Origin of the sequence: Paenibacillus faecis (genome assembly GCF_008084145.1) — a bacterium.
Classification (GTDB): Bacteria; Bacillota; Bacilli; order Paenibacillales; family Paenibacillaceae; genus Fontibacillus; species Fontibacillus faecis.
This window is the reverse complement of the sequence record NZ_VSDO01000003.1, coordinates 332,268-350,737: the sequence shown is the minus strand read 5'-3', so window position 1 is coordinate 350,737 and position 18,470 is coordinate 332,268. Positions and strand designations below refer to the sequence as shown.

The window sequence follows — 18,470 nt, the reverse complement described above, 5'->3', positions numbered from 1 at the left end:
AACGTCTCGTTGCTCCAACGTCTCGTTGCTCGAACGTCTCGTTGCTCGAACGCCCCGTTGCTCCAACGCCCCAACGCCAAAACAGCCCGTCCAGCACAATATGCTGGACGGGCTGTTGAAGCTTAGCCTTTCACCGCGCCGGCGACAACGCCTTTGACGATGTATTTTTGCAGGAAGATAAATACGATGATCGAAGGGAGCACGGCCATTACCATGGCGGTCATCGCGTACTGCCAGTCGGAGGTGTATTGTCCGACGAAGGTGTAGGCGGCCAGGGTGAGCGTCTTGGTGTCCGGCGAGCCGTTGACCATCAGGAGCGGGAGCAGGAAGTCGTTCCAGATCCACATCACGTCGATGATGATGATGGTCGTCGTGACGGATTTCAGCAGCGGGAAGATCACGCTGAAGAAAAGCCGGAACCCGGAGGCGCCATCGATCGTGGCGCTTTCGTCGATTTCCTTCGGAATGCCTTTGACGAAGCCGTGATAGATGAACAGGGCGAGCGGGGCGCCGAAACCCCAGTACATAATGCCGAGTCCCCAGGTGCTTTCGGCAAGATGCAGGTTTTTGGCCATTTGCAGCACGGTCAGCATGATCGACTGGAACGGGATCAGCATCGGCATGATGCAAAGGAAGTAGATGATCCCGCTGGCCTTGGATTTCGTGCGCGCCAGTTTGTAAGCGGCGATGGAGGATATCAGGACGATACCGGCCAGGCCGAGAAGGGTTATTACGGCATTGTTCAGGAACAGCCGCGGATAATTAATGAATTTCCAAACGTACGTATAGTTTTCGAACGCCAGCACCTTCGGAAGCGCGATGACGTCGGTCATGACCTCGGAAAAGTTCTTAAGCGAGTTGATGATGGTCAGAAACAGCGGATACAGGAATATCAAGGACAGAATGACCATCACGACTTCAAGCAGAATACGTCCTGTTTTGCTGGATTTCATTAAGCCTCAACCTCCCTGCGTTTAAAGATCGTTAACTGGATTACGGTGATGACGAGTACCGCAACGAACAGAATGAGCGCTTTCGCCGTACCGTAACCGTACAAGTTGTTTTGGAACGTGTCGCGGTAAATATCGTAAGCGACCGAGTAGGTCGTTCCGCCCGGACCGCCGCCCGTAAGGGACAGGATGACGTCGAACACTTTGATCGAGTTGGTCAGAGCCATGAACACGGAGATCGTGATCGACGGAGCGAGCAGCGGCAGCGTGATGTTGAAGAAGCGGCGGATCGGACCCGCGCCGTCCACGGTTGCGGCTTCCTTCAGGTCGTCCGGCACGGATTGAAGGCCGGCGATATAGATCACGAGATAGAAGCCGATGGATTGCCAGAGCGAAACGAGCAGAATCGAGATAAAGGCGAGCCCGGGTTCACCCAGCCAACTGAGCTGGAAGATTCCCCATCCGGTGCTCTCTCCCAAGGATTCGAATCCTTGCATGAAGATGAACTTCCAGATAAAACCGACGATAACAAGGCTGAGGATATAAGGAATAAAGAACGCGGCTCTCAGCCAGTTGGTCGTTTTCAGCTTCATATCGAGGACCAACGCCAGCAGGATGGCCAGAACGTTGACCAGGATAATGTACAGAATCGCATATTTAATGGTGAACAAGGCCGCGTTTGTAAAGTTGGCGTCCCCCATAAAGATTTGCTTGAAGTTATCCAATCCGATAAATTTCGGATGCTTCGAGATCCCGTTCCATTTCGTCAGGGAATAGCGGATCGTCATAATAAACGGATAATAGAACACGGCGATGACGCAAATTAGAACGGGAAGCGTAAAGGCTCCGAATTCGAGCTTTTCGGCACGTTTTCTCCCTAGTTTCAACATAATGCACCTCTTTTTCGTGGCGATGGTTTAAAATCGCTGTTGTATTTCAGTTATAATGCAATTATAGGACAGGGGGTATCCGGCCTAAATGGATTTAAATAAACAGTTAAGGGTAAAAAGGTGAACTGTGAAAAAGCGCGCAGATAGGATGGAGCAGATGAGACACCGCATAGATAAAGCCTTTCGAAGCCTGATCGAACCGATTTCCCGCAGGCTGGTCAATAAGCTTATTTTGTTTTTTTCCACGATTATTATCCTGGTTGTCGGTTCGTTAACGATCATTTCCTACAACATGCTGCAGCGGGAGTCCGTGGACCACAGCATCGAGAGCACGGCGAGCAACCTGAAGCTGGTCAATCAGAATCTGGAGGATTATCTGGCAGGGATCGAGCAGTTGTCCCTCCCGCAAATCCGATACGATGATCTGATCCGCGCCATTATCCATGAAGATCAGGATTACGCCGCCAAAATGTACCTGGAGGACTATCTCCGCAGTCTGTTTTACTCGCGCGACGACTTGAGCAGCATTTACTTGTACCTTGTCGGGCAGGGCAAGTATTATTCGATCACCCAGGAAGCTTACGATATCAAGCTGCGGATCAGTTACGAAGGGCGGATTCCGGAACAGCCCTGGTTCAAGGAGGCGATGGAAAGCCCGCATAACCGGTCTTACCAGTCTTTTTTGGATCCCGGGACGAAGACCGGCTATACCGCGAACGTGGATCCGGGGTTTATGGCCTATCACCGGGTACTGCGGTCGATCGCTTCGAGGGAGCCGCAGGCGGTGATATCTTTTTATTTAAAGCCCGATATGAAGAATGAAATTATGCAGGACATCCCGTTTGAGGACGGGGAGCACCTGCTTTATCTGGACCCGAATAATGTGCCGTTTCATGCGGACGATCTTGAGTTTTACAAACAAATGAAAGAAGCGGGCGGACTTCCGCCGTCGGGGGAAAAGGCGGCGGCCGGACCGATGACCTGGACCGCGGAGGGCCAAAAATATCTGATCGTGTACAATGTCGGGGAGCAGGACGGCTGGAAGCTGGTCAAGCCGATCCCTTACAGCAACATCTACGAGCCGGCCCGGAGAACGCGGGATCTGAACTATTTGATCGGATTTATTTTTCTGGCGATTTCGATCGTGCTGGTCACGCTGATCTCCAATGCGATCACGCAGCCGCTCAAAAAGCTGTCCCATCAGATGAAGCGGTTCAGCGAAGGAACCTTCGATGCCGAGGCCCCTGTGCGGGGGAGGGATGAAATTGCCTACCTGACGCGGCATTTTAACCGGATGGTTACCCGGACCAACGATCTGATCAATGAGCGGTACAAGATGAAGCTGGTGGAGAAAAATGCGATTTTAAAAGCGCTGGAGGCGGAAATCAATCCGCATTTCCTGTACAACGCGCTGCAGGCGATCTCCACCAAAGCGCTGAAGAGCGGCGATTTTGACGTCGCCGACATGGTGGATGCGCTGGCGTTAACGCTGAGATACTGCATAAGCGGCAAAGACATCGTTTACGCTAGAGAGGAGCTTAAACATATCGATCGGTACATGGCGCTGCAAAAAGCCAGATTCGGCAGCCGGCTGGACGTATCCGTCGAATGGGACGATTCGCTGATGGAGCTGCAAATCCCCAAGCTGTCCATTCAAACGCTCGTTGAAAATTCCATCAAGCATGCGGTGGAGAAAGTCTCCGTGGCTGTCCTGATCACGATCCGTGCGGAGCTTGCGGATACCCATGCGGTCATTACGGTGGAGGACAACGGACCGGGAATTCCGCCGGCCCGGATGGAGGAAGTGCTGGCGTCATTCCGCAAGGAATGGGAGGAACAGGAAGGGGAGAACATCGGCTTGAAGAACTTGAACACCCGGCTGGTTCTACTTTACGGAGAGGAAGCCGGTTTGAAGATCGAGAGCGGGGAAGAAGGCACGAAAATGATCATGCTGATACCGCGGGGAGGCCAAAGTCATGTATAAAGTGCTGATCATTGACGACGAAGAACCGCTGCGCGAAGCGATTCGCATCCTGGGCGATTGGGAAAGGTTCCAGGTAGACACGGTGCTGGAGGCGACGGACGGCAAGTCCGGTCTCGACATGCTGCGCGAGCACGAACCCGACCTCGTTATGGTCGACATGAAGATGCCCGAAATGAACGGGGTGGAGTTTCTGCGGGCGGTGGAAGCGGAATTTCCCGAGCTGTTGACGATCGTCATCAGCGGGTACAACGATTTCGAATTTACCCGGCAGGCGATCCATTCCAAAGTGCTGGATTACTTGCTCAAACCGATTAACCGCCAGGACCTTAACCAGGCGCTCGGCAAGGCGATCGGCCTGTTGGAGGCGAAACGCGAGATTCGCAGCGAATCGATCCGGCGGAATATCGCTTTTAATATGTCGCTGCCGAAGCTGAAGGAGAAGATTTACTTCTCCATTATCGAGCGAAGCTTCAAGAAGCAGAGCAACAAGGCTTTTCTGGCGCTGATCGGCGCCGAAGAGGAGAACCTGCGATACGGGACGCTCGTCCTGCGGATTTTGAATATGGAGTCGATTCGGGACAGCCGGTTCAATTCGGATACGGAGCTGCTCTATTTTGCCGTGGCGAATGTAATCAATGAAATGTCGGACGACGGATTGCAATGCTTCAGCTTCGCGAATCCCAAGCAGGAACGGGAAATCATCGCGGTGTATACCGCTAACGGGGGGTACCCGCAGGAGCTGCTGTTCCGCTCGGAACAATTGTTGAAGCGCGTTGTCTCCACGCTGAGTTCTTTGTTCGGCATCATTGCGGCCGGCGGGGTCGGCCAGTCTTGCGGCGATCCGCTGGAGCTCGCCGACTCTTATGAAGCGGCGAGCTCCTCGCTCAAGGCGATCGACCTGTTAAAGCTGACGGGGAAGGCGGTGATCGGTTCCGGGGACCAACGGAAGGCCCGCGACGTGCATTCCCTGACCGGCCGGATGCCGATTCTGCGCAGCGCCCTGGAAGCCGGTAACTTGAACCATGCCAAAACAGTCCTCGGCGAATTTGTCCGCAAAGTTCGCGCGTCCGCCTTTTTCGGCCTGGGAGATGCGGATCGGATGGTTCGCGAGATTGTCGTTCTTTTTAATGATATGGCTCTGGAGCTTGGCGTTTCGTCGGACCGGCTGCCGTCTTTCAGCGGAGAACGCGGGCTGCGCTCGGTTCGGGTGATGACCGATTTTGCGACCTTTGACGAATTCGAGGGCTTGCTGATGCGGGTCCTGGAATACTATAGTGAGCAAATTCGCCAGGCCATGGCCGGGAGACGTCCGTTCAATGTAGAGGACATCAAGGAGTATATCGATAACCACTACTATGAAGATATTAAAATATCCATGTTTACGGAGAAGTACTTTTTGAGCCGGGAATATTTAATGAAACTGTTTAAACAGCAGTACGGTTACGGGATTCACGAGTATGTTCAAAAGGTGCGCATGGACAAGGCGCAGGAACTGCTCGACGACTCCACCCTGAAAATTCAGGAAATTTCCGAAATGCTGGGTTATAAGGACAAGAATTATTTCAGCAAAGCCTTTCGGAACTACTATGCCATCTCCCCGTCCGAATACCGGAGTCAGCGGGCGGAGGGGGCTAAAAAGTGAACTGCGCCAGGACACCACTTTTTTACCCTCAAGACACCACATATCTACATTTTTATTGGACACCCTTTTAATTAGAATAGGGAGCATAGAAGGTCAAACCTCTAGAATAAACACAACCAAGAAAGTGGGGGTATAAATGAAAAAGAAGATTTGGGCGGGTCTTTTTAGCCTGACGCTGATCATGGGACTTTTATCCGCTTGCGGCGGCAATAACGCGGCCAACAACGGGGCGGCGGGAGGTACGGGCGCTGGAAACGGCGGTGCTGCGAACGACAACAAGAAGGTCACCATCAACATGTTTACGGCTTCGCCGGAATACACGGATGCGTTTAATGCTTACATCGAAGAATATAAAAAAGTGAAGCCGAACGTAACGATCAATCTGGAAATTATGCAATCCGACTACAACACCGTACTGAAATCCAGAATTGCGGCAGGCAGCACGCCGGACGTATTCCAAACGACCGCGGGCGGGGACATCGATACTTACGCCGAATACAGCGCCGACTTGACCAACGAACCGTTGGCGGCAGCCATGACGGACGCCGTTCGCGCCAACATGAGTTCCAGCGACGGCAAGGTGCTCGGTCTGCCGGTGAAAGGCAACCTTTTCTCGATCGTATATAACAAGAAATTGTTTGAGGAAGCCGGGATCACGACATTCCCTAGAACGACAGCCGAAATGGAAGAAGCCATCGCCAAGCTGGAAGCCAAAGGCATCACGCCATTCGCCAATGCCTACAAAGAATGGTGGGTATGGAAGCACCTCTTCCAACACTTTGTGGATGCCGCCGCACAGGATGCCGGTGTAACTCCGAAAGAACTGGTCGACAAATTTATCGCCGGGGAAGCCAAAATCAAGGATTATCCTTTGCTGTACAATAACTTCTTCGCTTATGTTGACACTACTGTAAAACATGGTACGGACAAGCCTTTGGAGCGCGACAGCAATGCTCAAGTCAGCGACTTCGCATCCGGCAAGGCCGCGATTCTGAACGGTAAGGGCGCATGGGACGAAGAAGCGATCAAGAAAATTACGCCGGACATCCAAATCGGCATCGCGGGATACCCTGTCAGCGACAAGCCGGAGCAATCCCAAATCATTACGGGGGCCGACCAGGCGCTGCGGATCAACAAAGATTCCGCTGTAGCGAAGGAAACGATTGAATTCTTCAACTGGCTGTACACTTCGGAATACGGTAAGAACTGGTTCTCCAGCGTTGCGAAAGTAATCCCTCCAATCAAGGACGCTCCGCTTCCTGATCTGGATATGCCGAAGCAAATGGACGAAATTTTGAAAAAAGAGCCTTCCGGCGACCTCTCCATCAACTACTCGCTGGATACGTTCCACCAAAAATTCGGTGAAATTATGCAGGCTTACATTGGCGGCAGCAAAGATAAAGACGCTGCTGTAGCCGAAATCGAACAAGCTTGGGTACAACTCGGTTCCGCTCAATAATACCGGGCCGCGAGTCACTCGCCTTAACGCAGCACCGCCTGGTGCTGCGTTAAGTTTTTTTCAGGAATTGGAAGTTGTGGGAGTCTCAACTTGCATAGACCTATGATAAACGAGATATGAGGAGGAGAACGATGACGAAGACTCGGAACATCGAGATGATAGAAAACGGATTGCACCTGGTCTTGGAGATCACGGAGGAACAGGATGTCCGGCTGCTGCATTTCGGGGCGGTGCCGTACGACGAGCGGGAAATTCGCGAAGATCAAAAACAAGGCTTTCGCCTGATGGAATTGCAGCTTACCGGCGAAGACCGGGAGGAATACCACGGCCGGACGCACCGCGCCACTTACCCCGGACTGCGAATGCGCTATGCCGGTCATGCGGATGTCCGGAACGAGACGGGGCGCAAGCTGGAAATCACGCTCAAGGACCCGGTAACCTCGCTTTCGGCCGTGCAGCACATTCAGTTTTACGATGGCGTTCCCACCGCCCGCGCCTGGGTGGTTTTAAGCAATGAAGGAACGGAAGAACTGGGCGTGGAATACGTCTCTTCCTTCACATTGACCGGAATCGACAAGGAGGGGGTACGGTCCCGCGACGAGAAAATGAAGCTGTTCATTCCGCATACGGGGTGGCAGAGCGAATTGCAGTGGAGAGCGTACCGGCTGCCCGAGCTCGGGCTGTCCCATTTGACCGACCGGTCCTCAAAACGAATTTCTTGCAGCAATACCGGGTCTTGGTCCGCCGCGGAACATATTCCGATGGCGGTGCTGGAGAACGAGGAGGCGGGTACGACCCTCTTCTGGCAGATCGAGCATAACGGCTCCTGGCACTGGGAAATCATCGACCAGAACGATTATTTGACCGCGTTGATCAGCGGACCGACCGAACACGACAACCATTGGTGGGACAAGCTGGCACCGGGAGAGCGGTTCGTCAGCATCCCGGTCGCCGTCGGCTCGGTGTCCGGCGGATTCGACGAGGCCATCGGGGCGCTGACCCGATACCGGCGCAAAATCCGCAGACCGAACGAGGATAACCGGCTGCTGCGGGTAATTTTTAACGATTATATGAACTGTCTGTGGGGCAGCCCGACGACGGCGAAGCTGCTGCCGCTGATCGATGCCGCCGCTGAGGCGGGAAGCGAATACTTTTGCATCGATGCCGGTTGGTATGCCGCAGGGGAATGGTGGGACGGCGTGGGCGAGTGGCTGCCCTCGGAGGAACGTTTCCCGGAAGGCATCAAATATGTCCTCGACTATATTCGGGGCAAGGGCATGATTCCGGGTCTGTGGCTGGAGCTGGAAGTCATGGGCATCCACAGTCCCAAGCTGAAAGATACGGATGACAGCTGGTTCTTTATGCGGCACGGCAAACGGGTCAAAGACCGGAGCCGGTATCAGCTGGACTACCGGAATCCGGCGGTCCGGGCGCACGCGACCGAGGTGATCCGCCGGCTGGTGGAGGACTACGGCGTCGGATACATCAAGATGGACTACAACATCAATGCGGGGATCGGGACCGAAGCCGGGGCGGACAGCGTAGGCGACGGGCTGCTCCAGCATAACCGCGCTTATCTGGAGTGGCTGGACGGCATTTTTGCCCGTTATCCCGACCTCGTCATCGAGAACTGCTCCAGCGGCGGGATGCGTATGGACTACGCGATGCTCAGCCGTCACAGCATCCAGTCCACCAGCGACCAGGAGGACTACGTCAATTACGCGGCGATCGCGGCGGCTTCCCCGTCCGCGCTGACGCCGGAGCAGTCGGCCATCTGGTCTTACCCGCTGCGGGAAGGCGACGACGAGGAAGTCGTGTTCAACATGGTCAACGCGCTGTTGCTGCGCGTGCATCAAAGCGGCCACTTGGCTGAACTCAGCCCGCGCCGGCGGGAACTGGTGAAAGAGGCTTTGGATTACTACAAAACGATCCGCGCGGATATTCCCGAAGCGCTGCCGTTCTGGCCGCTCGGCCTGCCGACCCAGCAGGACGAATGGGTGAGTCTCGGACTTCGGCGGGAGGACCGGGTGTACCTGGCCGTGTGGCGGGTGCGGGCTGTCGAGACGGGCCATCCGCACGAGCCGGCGGAGACAACCATCCCGCTGGACTGGTTAAAGGGCAAGCCGCTTCAAGTGCGTCTCGCTTACCCGCAGGGTTTTGCGGGCGATTGCGCCTGGAGCGCCGAAGACGGGGAGCTGAAGGTCGTCTTGCCGGCCGAGAAAACCGCAAGATTGTACGAGATTACCGTGGGGGAGTAGCGAAACGGTAAGAAATGTCAGTTTAGCAAAGCCGTATCCCTTGGAATGAAGAAAGGGCCGTATTCACAACCTATGGTGGAGTACGGTCCTTAATTTCAGTTGACAGGAAACCGTTTGGTTTCATATAATGGCACCATGCTCAAAAGTGAAACCAAACGGTTTCCTAATGGAGGGATAATGGATGATGGAAGATAAGATGAATGAAACGCTGCCGGATATCCGGCATACTATTTTATTGCATGCAACGGCAGAGAAGGTTTGGGAGGCCGTCGCCACGGCGGAGGGATTGTCGGCCTGGTTTATGCCGAATGATCTGAAGCCGGTGGTGGGACATGAATTTCATTTGCAGGCGGGGCCTTTCGGGCAATCCCCGTGCAAAGTAACGCTTGTGGATCCGCCGAACAAGTTGTCTTTTAATTGGGGTAAAGATTGGACGCTGACCTTTGAGCTGGTGGAAAAAGAGGGGCAGATCGAGCTTACGCTCATCCACGGCGGCTGGACCGCGGCTCAAGTGACGGAATTCGGCGAGCCCCATGACATTGTGCGCGACCGGATGGACCAAGGCTGGGCCGGACTGGTTAACAAGCTGTCCGCCTACGTCGGAGGTTAACGATGACGAACACGGCCGCCGCGCCGAAACAAGATGTCTTTCAAGCGGTCGCGGATCCGACCCGGCGCGAGCTTCTGGGTTTGCTCGGCGACCGGGAGCTGCCGCTGAAAGACCTGACCGGCCATTTTCCGATGAGCCGGACCGCCGTTTCCAAGCATCTTCGTGTCCTCTCCGATGCGGGACTGGTCCGGGAACGGAAGGTAGGCCGGGAAACGCGCTACCGGCTTAACGCCGATCCGCTGCTCGAGCTGAAGCGCTGGCTCGCTTACTTCGACCGCTTCTGGGAGAATAAGCTCTCCCTGCTGAAGCATTATGTCGAATCCAGCCCGGACACCGGTACGCCCGCAGCTGCGGAAGAACGCCTCCGGCTGGCAAGCCCGGCACAGCAACCGACCTTGCCGCACCAGGCATCCTCGGTTCAGGTCCCGGAGGATTGACGGTGAAACTGGAGCGGTCATTCTTAGTGAATGAACTGGAAAAACTCCAGTTCATTCAAGCCAAATCGGCCCAACCACCGATTTTACCACTAGCGTTGCATTAACTCGAGGGGTCTAATGGCTGTAATCGCCTCCCTTTGAAACCGGGCGGGTGGATAACGGCCTTTTGCGGCGCGATTTTGTCGAATTTGGCTCTTTGCTGTGAAATAGCGGTCATTTGGGGCCTTATTTTAGAGAAAGTCGGGCCAAAAACGGATTTTTGGGCTCGCACCAGAGAAATAGGGCCCTTTTTAGCCGCTATTTTTCCCGAAAAGCAAATCTGGGCGAAATAGCGGCCCAAAATGCCGCTATCATAACGAACGGTAAGCCCCTCCCGTTTTATGAGAACCGCCTCCGGGTCAAAAAACCGGATCGGCGGTTCTTTTATTTCGGTGTCGGTTTGTGCCATCATGAGGATAAGGAGAGATGACGCATGTTCAATGATTTTCGGCTTGCCGCGGGCCGTCCGGTTTATATCCAGGTGAGGGATTACCTCAAAGGGCTGATCCTGAAAGGCGCTTTGCAGAGTGAGCAAAAGCTGCCGTCGACGCGGGAATTGGGAGAGCTGCTGGGCGTCAGCCGCAACAGCGTGATTTCCGCCTATACCCTGCTGGAAGAAGAGGGATTCATCTACGCCCAAGCGGGCCGGGGCAGCTATGTCGCTTCGGATGCGAGCCTTCCCGGGCCGGCGGCGGACGCCGAACCATGGCGTATGGACTGGAAGGAACGGATGAGCCGACAGGCGCGGCAGGCGGTAGAGCTGGATCATATGAAACGCGGCCTCCGTGCGGAGAAGGGGACGATTTCATTCACCAGCATCGCCCCCGATGAACAGCTGTTTGATCTCGAAAACGTCAAACGGGCTTTTTTGGACCGCATGGCCATGGAAGGCCGGGTGCTTTTGAATTACGGATATGCCAAAGGCTATAAGCCGTTAATGGACTATTTGCTGAACTATATGGAGAGCAAGGGCGTCGATTTGCAGGGGAAAGACATCCTTATCACCAACGGGTTCACGGAAGGGCTCGACATCGTGTTGTCCGCCCTGCATCGCGAATCCGGAGGTGCGGTCATTTGCGAAAATCCGACGCATTATACAGCGATCAAAAATCTCAAACTGCACGGTTTTGAGATCACGGGCATCCCTATGGACCCGGACGGGATCGATTTGGAGAGGCTGGAGGAGGCTTTGGCGGAACGCGCTTACGATTGCGCCTACCTGGTCCCTTCCTACCACAATCCGACAGGGATTGTAACTTCCGCGGAAAAAAGACTGGCCCTGCTTCAGCTGTTCAGCCGCTACCGCATCCCGGTCATCGAGGATGGATTCAATGAAGAACTGCGCTACTCGGGTTCGCATGTGGCTCCGCTGATCGCGATGGCGGGAACGGGCAACAGCGTAGTCTACCTGGGAAGCTTCTCGAAGGTGCTGTTCCCGGGGATTCGCGTCGGCTGGGTGCTGGCGGACCGCGCGTTGATCGACAGCCTGGAAAGCGTAAAGCGGGCGCGCAGCATCCACACCTCGACGCTGGATCAATCGCTGCTTTTTCAATATTTGCAGAACGGGAATTTGGAGAAGTATTTGAAGAAGGCCCGGATGGAATATAAACGGAAATATGAATGGACCAAGGCCTGCTGCGAGCGGTATATCCCGTTTAGCCGGCTATCGGGGAGCGGGGGGCTGCATCTTTTCATCGAATTCCCCGAAGATTTCGACACCTGGAAACTGCTGGAGGCCTGCTCGGAACAAGGGGTGATCTTTACGCCGGGAGATATGTTTTATACGGATGGCCGGGGGCGGAATACGATGCGGATCGGTTTCTCCAGAGTGTCCGACGAGGATATCGGGACCGGCATCCGCTTGATTGGCGAGACGGCGGCAAAGATGATGGGGAACTGACGGGAAACAACGGACCGGGGGACTTAAGGGGAAGGGAGATCGATCAGGCATGAGAGTCGGCATCATCATGGGCGGAGTGTCCTCCGAATATGAGGTCTCGCTGATGACGGGGCGGGAGATGGTTGCGCATTTGGACCGGAAAAAATATGACGTTCTGCCCATTATAGTAACGAAGCGGGAGGAGCTCATCGACCGGGTGAGGGACATCGATTTCGCGCTGCTTGCGCTTCACGGAGCGTTTGGCGAGGATGGCACGGTTCAGGGCGCGCTCGAAACGCTGGGCGTCCCCTATTCGGGAAGCGGCGTACTATCCAGTAGCCTGTGCATGGATAAGGACTTGTCCAAAATGCTGATGCGCGCCGAAGGAATACCGACCCCGGACTGGCGTCGCCTTAGCCTGGAGAATTGGCAAGAACAAGCGGCCGGAGCGGGATTTCCGGTATTCGTAAAGCCGAATAACGGCGGCTCCAGCATCGGGGTTCGGCGGGCGGACCATGAAGAGGACCTGTACGGGGCGGTAACGGAAGCTTTTCGCTGGGATCGGACGGTTATCGTCGAATCGATGATCGAGGGGCAGGAAATCACCTGTTCCATCGTTGACGGGGAATTCCTTCCGGTGCTGGGCATCCGCGCGGCCCGCGCGGACTGGTTTGACTACGACGCCAAGTATACCGACGGGGGAGCCGAGGAGGCTCCGATCTCGCTTCCGCATGAAGTGTATTCCCGGGTCCGGGAGACGGCGTTAGCCTGCTGCCGGCTTTTCAAATGCGGCGTTTATGCGAGAATCGACATGATTTTGCACAACGATACTCCTTTTGTACTGGAGGTAAATACGCTGCCCGGCATGACAAAAACCAGCTTGCTCCCCAGAAGCGCCGAGGCGGCGGGATGGACTTATGCGGAACTGCTGGACCGGATTATCGAAGGCTCCTTGCGGGAGCGGGGAAAGGGAGGAATACGCGATGACAACAACGGGTAATTGGATTGCTCCAAGAGTAAGGGAAATTCAGCCTTCGGGAATCCGGAAGTTTTTTGACCAAACCCAAGGGTGCGCCGATGTAATTCGGCTTGGGGTGGGGGAACCGGACTTTTCCGTACCCGAACCGGTTCGGGCGGCTTGTATCCGCGCTCTTCAGGACGGGCCGACGGGGTATACGCCTAATGCGGGATTGCCGGAGCTCAGGGAGGCCATTTCCGAATATATGCAGGGCAGCTTTCAGCTGACGTACGATCCGGCCAGGGAAGTCCTCGTGACTGTCGGGACCAGCGAGGCCGTTGATTTGGCGCTTCGCACCTGCATCGTCCCGGGGGACGAAGTCCTGATACCGGCACCGGGTTATGTCGCTTACGCGCCCATCGCCCATTTGTGCGGCGGAAAAGTCGTGGAGGTTGAGACGAACGCGGCGCACAAATTTAAGCTTACCGCGGAAGCGCTGGCCCGGCGGATCACAGACCGCTCCAAAGTGCTGATCGTCAATTACCCGGGAAATCCGACAGGAGCCGTCATGACGAAAGAGGATTGGCTTCCGGTGGCCGCGCTTGCCGTGAAGCATAACTTGATCGTTATTTCGGATGAGGTCTATGCGGAGCTGACATACGGGAAGCGGCACGTCAGCATTGCCTCGCTGCCGGGAATGCGGGAGCGGACGCTGGTCATCGGCGGTTTTTCCAAGGCGTTTGCCATGACGGGTTGGCGGGTCGGGTACGCCGCCTGCGGCAATCATGACCTGCTGTCGGCCATGTTGAAAATTCACCAGTACACCGCGATGAGCGCTCCGACCCCGGGGCAGATCGCCGCGCTGGCTTCCCTTCAACATGGCTTGGAGGCCAAAGAGGCCATGAAGGAAATATTCGACCAAAGACGACGTATGTTCGTAAGCGGATTGCGGGAAGTCGGGCTTTCCTGTCATGAACCGGAAGGGGCGTTCTACGCTTTTCCCTCCGTTGCTTCTACCGGTCAGGATTGTGAAGCCTTCGCCGAAAGACTGCTTCGCGAAGCGGGGGTGGCGGCCGTACCGGGCCGGGTGTTCGGAAAAGGCGGTGAAGGGCATATCCGGTTTTCCTATGCGGCGTCCACGGAAAACCTGGAACGGGCTCTGGAGCGAATCGGGCGGTTTTTGGAACGGATGCGCGTCGGCGTGGAGGCGATATGAAAGTGGCGGACATCATGATTTCTACACATACCAAGATGAGTTGCCGCGACACTTGGGCGGAAGTCTCGCTCGATGCGATAACTCATAATGTTTCGTTGTTCCGGCGTCAGGCGGCAGCGGCGTGTCGAATTATGGCGGTGGTCAAAGCCGACGGATACGGCCACGGCGCCGTGCAAGCGGCAATTGCGGCGAAAGCGGGCGGCGCGGATTATCTGGGCGTGGCTTTGCTTGATGAAGCCCTTCGCCTCAGAGAAGCGGGAATCAAGCTGCCGATTCTCGTGCTGGGCTATACTCCGCCCTCCGCGGTTGATTTGGCGGTTCGTCATGACATCACCCTCACGGTTTTTTCCGAAGAGGTGCTGCGGGAACTTGCCGCCCGGGCGGAGCTGCGGCGGAAGCCGGCCCGGATCCACCTCAAAATGGATACGGGAATGTCCCGAATCGGCCTGACCTCCACCGAGGATGTTATAAAGATCGTGCGGCAAGCGGCCGTCTATTCCCCTTATGTTGTTGTGGAAGGGCTGTTTACGCATTTTGCGGATGCGGATGGGCCTGACCCCGGATTCACAGAGCGGCAATATAGACAGTTTATCTCCTGTATCCAAGCTCTGGAGTCCCGGGGAGTGTCCATTCCCTTGAAGCATTGCTGCAACAGCGCCGCCGCCATGCGCTTTCCCTACATGCATCTGGATATGATTCGGGTGGGAATCGCCATGTACGGCCTTTATCCCTCGGATCATACCCGGCTTCCGAACTACCCGCTGCGGGAAGCGATGCAGCTGAAAACGAAGATCGCGGCTCTCCGTCAAATCGGGGAGGGTGACACGGTCAGCTACGGACGGACCTTCCGTGCGGACGGGGACAGGGTCATCGCCACCGTTCCGATCGGTTATGCGGACGGGTTATCGCGTTCGCTTTCCAATCGGGGATCGGCGATCGTACGGAACCGCCGGGTAACGATCGCCGGGCGGGTGTGCATGGACCAGACGATGCTCGACGTCACGGCGCTGCCCGATGTATCGGTTGGCGATACCGTCATTTTGATTGGCGGGGAACAAGGCAAAGAGAGCATTCCGGTCGATGAAGTGGCGGCCCTGATGAACACGGTGAATTATGAGACGGTTTGCCTCATCGGTCAGCGGGTTCCGCGGGTCTACCGAGAGGCGGCCGCAACTCCGGTCTCGGAAGATTTGTACGATGTCGGCTAATGATCAAGCGTCTCCATTTCCATTCGTCAGATAGACGGTGATCAGCAGCGCCAGCAAAACGGTGATTCCGGAGGCGGCCAGTTGAACGATCAATTCATACGGTTCCGGTACATCGATTAACCCAAACACGACATGCCGCAAAAACAGAAAGAGCAATTGGATCACGGCATAAAAAACCAGAATGTTTATAACCCACTTTTTTAACTTTTTCATAGAAACTCTCCTCTTTCACTAGAATCTACAAAAATTTTAAAGTAGCATATCCGATTCCTGACAGTACGCTGTCAGGAATTTTGTCTATAATAGGAACTATATAGTTTGAACTATTGATTTGCATACTAGGTGCCCCGTCAGATAACCTTGACTAACAAAATTCCTGCAAATCTGCAGGGATTTTCGTCGAAACCGGCTCGTTTCTCTAAAACCGCAAGAAATACCTGCAGATTTGCATCTTTTGGAGTTGGAAGTGCACTAGGCACCTCGGTCACAGTGGGCTTAATACGATTTGGATGTTCATGGGGCTAAAGGCAGCGGTGGAGAGGTTCTTTTCACGTTCTTCTTCTGCAGCTCATTGAAATAAAAGGAATTGTTCCCGTTAATTTGGTGCGTATGCGGCTGGAGAGGCGAATTAGCTGGAGAACCTCCCGTTAATTCGCTTGAAATTGTGCATATTGGCAATAGGGCCGCGAAATAGATGGAGTTTTTCCAGCTAAATCCTATAAAAGGACCAAGAGCGGTAAATTAAAGGGAGATTTTCCCGTTAATGATGTAAACTTCGAGTATATCTACAATTGTGAATTTCGGTAACGTATCTCCGAAACCATTTCATACCTTTTCACAACGCCAATTCTTTAGTTCAACCTATATAACCATAAATCGGGAGGAGTTCCTATGAGAACGGAACAGGAAATGATGAGCCTTATTTTGGATTTCGCGGCCCGGGAGGAACGAATTCGCCTGGTCACGCTGGAAGGGTCGCGAACGAACGTGAACATTCCCCGGGATGCGCTGCAAGACTATGATATTTCCTATTTTGTAACCGACATGGATTACTATAAAGGCGACGAGAGTTGGCTCGATACGTTCGGCAGCCGGACCATGATGCAGAAGCCCGAGGATATGGAGCTGTTCCCGCCGGAATTGGGGAATTGGTTCTCGTATATTATTCTATTTGAAGACGGGAACAAAATGGACCTTACTTTGATTCCCGTGGGCGAAGCCGACGAGTATTTTGCCGGCGGTGACGGGCTGATCGAGGTTTTGCTGGATAAGGATGACCGGGTCGATCATAAGGAGCCGGCCCACGACCGCCAGCATTGGATCGAGCCGCCGACCGCCCGGAAATTCGACGATTGCTGCAACGAGTTCTGGATGACTTCCACTTATGTCGTGAAGGGGCTGGTGCGGCGGGAGACTTTGTTCGCCATCGACCATCTGCAGGAGATCGTCCGGCCCAATCTGCTGAGAATGATGGCTTGGCGGATCGGAGCGGAACAGGGGTATACTTTTAGCCTCGGCAAGAACTATAAATTATTAGACCGCTATCTTCCCAAGGAAGATTGGGATGCGCTTATGTCGACCTACGAGATGAGCGATTACCCGAAAGTGTGGGATGCCCTGTTTACATGCCAAGCGTTGTTTAGAATACATTCTGCCAAAGTGGCCGGGTACGCGGGATTCAAGATGCCGGGTTACGATCAAGCGGTTGCCAAATACACGGATTTTGCCCGAAGCCTCCGCCCACTCTAACTATCAATGTTATAATGAAAGCGTAGTCCGCAATACTGCTTTTGTGATATCAGCCATCTATCTATTTGACGAGGAGGTTGGAACATTGAAGTATGCGAATTTGGGAAGAAGCGGCTTGAAGGTGAGCCGACTGTGTCTGGGAACGATGAATTTCGGGCCGAGCACGGAGGAGAAAGAAGCGTTCAAGATCATGGATGCGGCGATCGATGCCGGCGTGAATTTTTTCGACACCGCCAATGTGTACGGCGGGACGCCGAAGCGCGGCTGGACGGAGGAAATCATCGGCCGTTGGTTTGCCCAAGGCGGCGGCCGGCGGGAGAAGGTCGTTCTGGCCACCAAAGTTTACGGGGGAATGGGAGATCCCCATGTCGACCCGAACGGGGGAGCCGGGCTATCCGCCTACAAAATCCGCCGTCATCTGGAGGATTCGCTCCGTCGGCTTCAAACCGACCATATCGAGCTGTACCAGATGCATCATGTGGACCGCAGCGTTTCCTGGGACGAACTGTGGAACGCGTTCGATATTCCGTTAAAACAGGGCAAGATCGGTTACGTCGGCGCCAGCAACTTTGCCGGCCGGGACTTGGTCAAAGCCCAGTACGAAGCAAAACATCATGGCATGTTTGGCCTCGTGTCCGAACAGCATAAATACAGCCTCCTTTGCCGCCTGCCGGAGCTGGAAGTGCTTCCGGCTGCCGAGGAGCTCGGCATCGGCGTCATCCCTTGGAGTCCGCTGGACGGAGGCATCCTCGGCGGCAACTGGAATCCGCAGCCGGGGTCGCGGACGGCCAAACAGAGCGAGCGCATGGAGAAGCTGCGCCCGCAGTTGGAACGCTTCACCGCGCTGTGCAAAGAGCTCGGCGAGTCGGAGGCGAACGTCGCCTTGGCCTGGACGCTGGCGAATCCGGCGGTTACAGCGCCGATTATCGGCCCGCGCACGCTGCGGCAGTTCGAAGATACGCTCCGTGTCGTGGAGCTTGAGCTGAGCGAGGACACATTGAAGGCGCTGAACGATATTTTCCCGGGTCCGGGTGGAGAGGCGCCACGCGCTTACGCCTGGTAAAAGGCTAGGGAGCCGCTAGAATTTTTTTCGCGTGACGCCTCGGGTGCGTAAGATCGTGAAACCCGGGGCGTGCGCGATCCTCCTCGGGATTTGTGAAAACTTGAATGAAGAGAATTGAAAATGGAATG

General features: G+C 54.9%; 15 protein-coding genes. 12 read left to right on the top strand and 3 right to left on the bottom strand.

All coding sequences use genetic code 11. The features are described from left to right. Positions 1-122 precede the first annotated feature (122 nt). Positions 123-953: a carbohydrate ABC transporter permease gene (locus FRY98_RS15085; RefSeq protein WP_148453361.1), complete on the bottom strand. Its 831-nt coding sequence runs from the start codon at positions 951-953 to the stop codon at positions 123-125. Next, entirely contained in the window at positions 953-1,840 is an 888-nt protein-coding gene (locus tag FRY98_RS15080; RefSeq protein WP_148453358.1) for a carbohydrate ABC transporter permease, read from the bottom strand. Before FRY98_RS15080 ends, FRY98_RS15085 begins: the two co-directional genes overlap by 1 nt. 157 nt (positions 1,841-1,997) lie before the next feature. Between FRY98_RS15080 and FRY98_RS15075 the strand changes: the two genes are divergently transcribed. The 10 genes from FRY98_RS15075 (at position 1,998) to alr (ending at position 15,530) form a co-directional block, all read left to right on the top strand. Continuing rightward, positions 1,998-3,824, top strand: a complete 1,827-nt coding sequence (locus FRY98_RS15075) for a cache domain-containing sensor histidine kinase (RefSeq protein ID WP_148453355.1) — start codon at positions 1,998-2,000, stop codon at positions 3,822-3,824. Further along, positions 3,817-5,466: a response regulator gene (locus FRY98_RS15070; protein WP_148453352.1), complete on the top strand. Its 1,650-nt coding sequence runs from the start codon at positions 3,817-3,819 to the stop codon at positions 5,464-5,466. The genes FRY98_RS15075 and FRY98_RS15070 overlap by 8 nt, the downstream gene beginning before the upstream one ends. A 136-nt stretch (positions 5,467-5,602) precedes the next feature. Continuing rightward, entirely contained in the window at positions 5,603-6,925 is a 1,323-nt protein-coding gene (locus FRY98_RS15065) for an extracellular solute-binding protein (RefSeq protein WP_148453349.1), read from the top strand. 131 nt (positions 6,926-7,056) lie between these two features. Continuing rightward, positions 7,057-9,183 carry an alpha-galactosidase gene (locus tag FRY98_RS15060; RefSeq protein WP_148453346.1) on the top strand — a complete coding sequence of 709 codons (2,127 nt, stop codon included), beginning with the start codon at positions 7,057-7,059 and terminating at the stop codon, positions 9,181-9,183. A gap of 184 nt (positions 9,184-9,367) precedes the next feature. Continuing rightward, positions 9,368-9,793, top strand: a complete 426-nt coding sequence (locus FRY98_RS15055; RefSeq protein WP_148454501.1) for an SRPBCC family protein — start codon at positions 9,368-9,370, stop codon at positions 9,791-9,793. Between the two features lie 2 nt (positions 9,794-9,795). Then, complete coding sequence (locus FRY98_RS15050) at positions 9,796-10,230, top strand: ArsR/SmtB family transcription factor (protein WP_148453343.1); 435 nt, start codon at positions 9,796-9,798, stop codon at positions 10,228-10,230. 472 nt (positions 10,231-10,702) lie between these two features. Further along, positions 10,703-12,169: a MocR-like pyridoxine biosynthesis transcription factor PdxR gene (pdxR, locus tag FRY98_RS15045; RefSeq protein WP_148453340.1), complete on the top strand. Its 1,467-nt coding sequence runs from the start codon at positions 10,703-10,705 to the stop codon at positions 12,167-12,169. A 49-nt stretch (positions 12,170-12,218) separates the two neighbouring features. Then, positions 12,219-13,148: a D-alanine--D-alanine ligase gene (locus tag FRY98_RS15040; RefSeq protein ID WP_148453337.1), complete on the top strand. Its 930-nt coding sequence runs from the start codon at positions 12,219-12,221 to the stop codon at positions 13,146-13,148. Continuing rightward, the gene (locus FRY98_RS15035) at positions 13,132-14,322 is read left to right on the top strand and encodes a pyridoxal phosphate-dependent aminotransferase (RefSeq protein WP_148453334.1); all 1,191 of its coding nucleotides are present in this window, start codon (positions 13,132-13,134) and stop codon (positions 14,320-14,322) included. Before FRY98_RS15040 ends, FRY98_RS15035 begins: the two co-directional genes overlap by 17 nt. Then, entirely contained in the window at positions 14,319-15,530 is a 1,212-nt protein-coding gene (gene alr, locus FRY98_RS15030) for an alanine racemase (RefSeq protein ID WP_249043422.1), read from the top strand. The genes FRY98_RS15035 and alr overlap by 4 nt, the downstream gene beginning before the upstream one ends. A 3-nt stretch (positions 15,531-15,533) precedes the next feature. On the opposite strand, the gene FRY98_RS15025 is transcribed toward alr, so the two are convergent. Next, complete coding sequence (locus tag FRY98_RS15025; protein ID WP_148453331.1) at positions 15,534-15,743, bottom strand: hypothetical protein; 210 nt, start codon at positions 15,741-15,743, stop codon at positions 15,534-15,536. A gap of 678 nt (positions 15,744-16,421) precedes the next feature. Between FRY98_RS15025 and ant(6) the strand changes: the two genes are divergently transcribed. Together ant(6) and FRY98_RS15015 are read left to right on the top strand one after the other, a co-directional pair. Next, on the top strand, positions 16,422-17,279 hold the full coding sequence (gene ant(6) / locus FRY98_RS15020) for an aminoglycoside 6-adenylyltransferase (RefSeq protein WP_148453328.1): 858 nt from the start codon (positions 16,422-16,424) through the stop codon (positions 17,277-17,279). Between the two features lie 85 nt (positions 17,280-17,364). Then, positions 17,365-18,342: an aldo/keto reductase gene (locus tag FRY98_RS15015; RefSeq protein WP_148453325.1), complete on the top strand. Its 978-nt coding sequence runs from the start codon at positions 17,365-17,367 to the stop codon at positions 18,340-18,342. Positions 18,343-18,470 lie beyond the last annotated feature (128 nt).

Excerpts from the sequence above, each read along its gene's own strand:
- FRY98_RS15035 (WP_148453334.1), top strand. The coding sequence starts at position 13,132 with ATGACAACAACGGGTAATTGGATTGCTCCAAGAGTAAGGGAAATTCAG.
- FRY98_RS15060 (WP_148453346.1), top strand. The coding sequence starts at position 7,057 with ATGACGAAGACTCGGAACATCGAGATGATAGAAAACGGATTGCACCTG.
- FRY98_RS15040 (WP_148453337.1), top strand. The coding sequence starts at position 12,219 with ATGAGAGTCGGCATCATCATGGGCGGAGTGTCCTCCGAATATGAGGTC.
- pdxR (WP_148453340.1), top strand. The coding sequence starts at position 10,703 with ATGTTCAATGATTTTCGGCTTGCCGCGGGCCGTCCGGTTTATATCCAG.
- alr (WP_249043422.1), top strand. The coding sequence starts at position 14,319 with ATGAAAGTGGCGGACATCATGATTTCTACACATACCAAGATGAGTTGC.
- FRY98_RS15075 (WP_148453355.1), top strand. The coding sequence starts at position 1,998 with ATGAGACACCGCATAGATAAAGCCTTTCGAAGCCTGATCGAACCGATT.
- FRY98_RS15080 (WP_148453358.1), bottom strand. The coding sequence starts at position 1,840 with ATGTTGAAACTAGGGAGAAAACGTGCCGAAAAGCTCGAATTCGGAGCC.
- FRY98_RS15085 (WP_148453361.1), bottom strand. The coding sequence starts at position 953 with ATGAAATCCAGCAAAACAGGACGTATTCTGCTTGAAGTCGTGATGGTC.
- FRY98_RS15050 (WP_148453343.1), top strand. The coding sequence starts at position 9,796 with ATGACGAACACGGCCGCCGCGCCGAAACAAGATGTCTTTCAAGCGGTC.
- FRY98_RS15025 (WP_148453331.1), bottom strand. The coding sequence starts at position 15,743 with ATGAAAAAGTTAAAAAAGTGGGTTATAAACATTCTGGTTTTTTATGCC.
- FRY98_RS15055 (WP_148454501.1), top strand. The coding sequence starts at position 9,368 with ATGGAAGATAAGATGAATGAAACGCTGCCGGATATCCGGCATACTATT.
- FRY98_RS15065 (WP_148453349.1), top strand. The coding sequence starts at position 5,603 with ATGAAAAAGAAGATTTGGGCGGGTCTTTTTAGCCTGACGCTGATCATG.
- FRY98_RS15070 (WP_148453352.1), top strand. The coding sequence starts at position 3,817 with ATGTATAAAGTGCTGATCATTGACGACGAAGAACCGCTGCGCGAAGCG.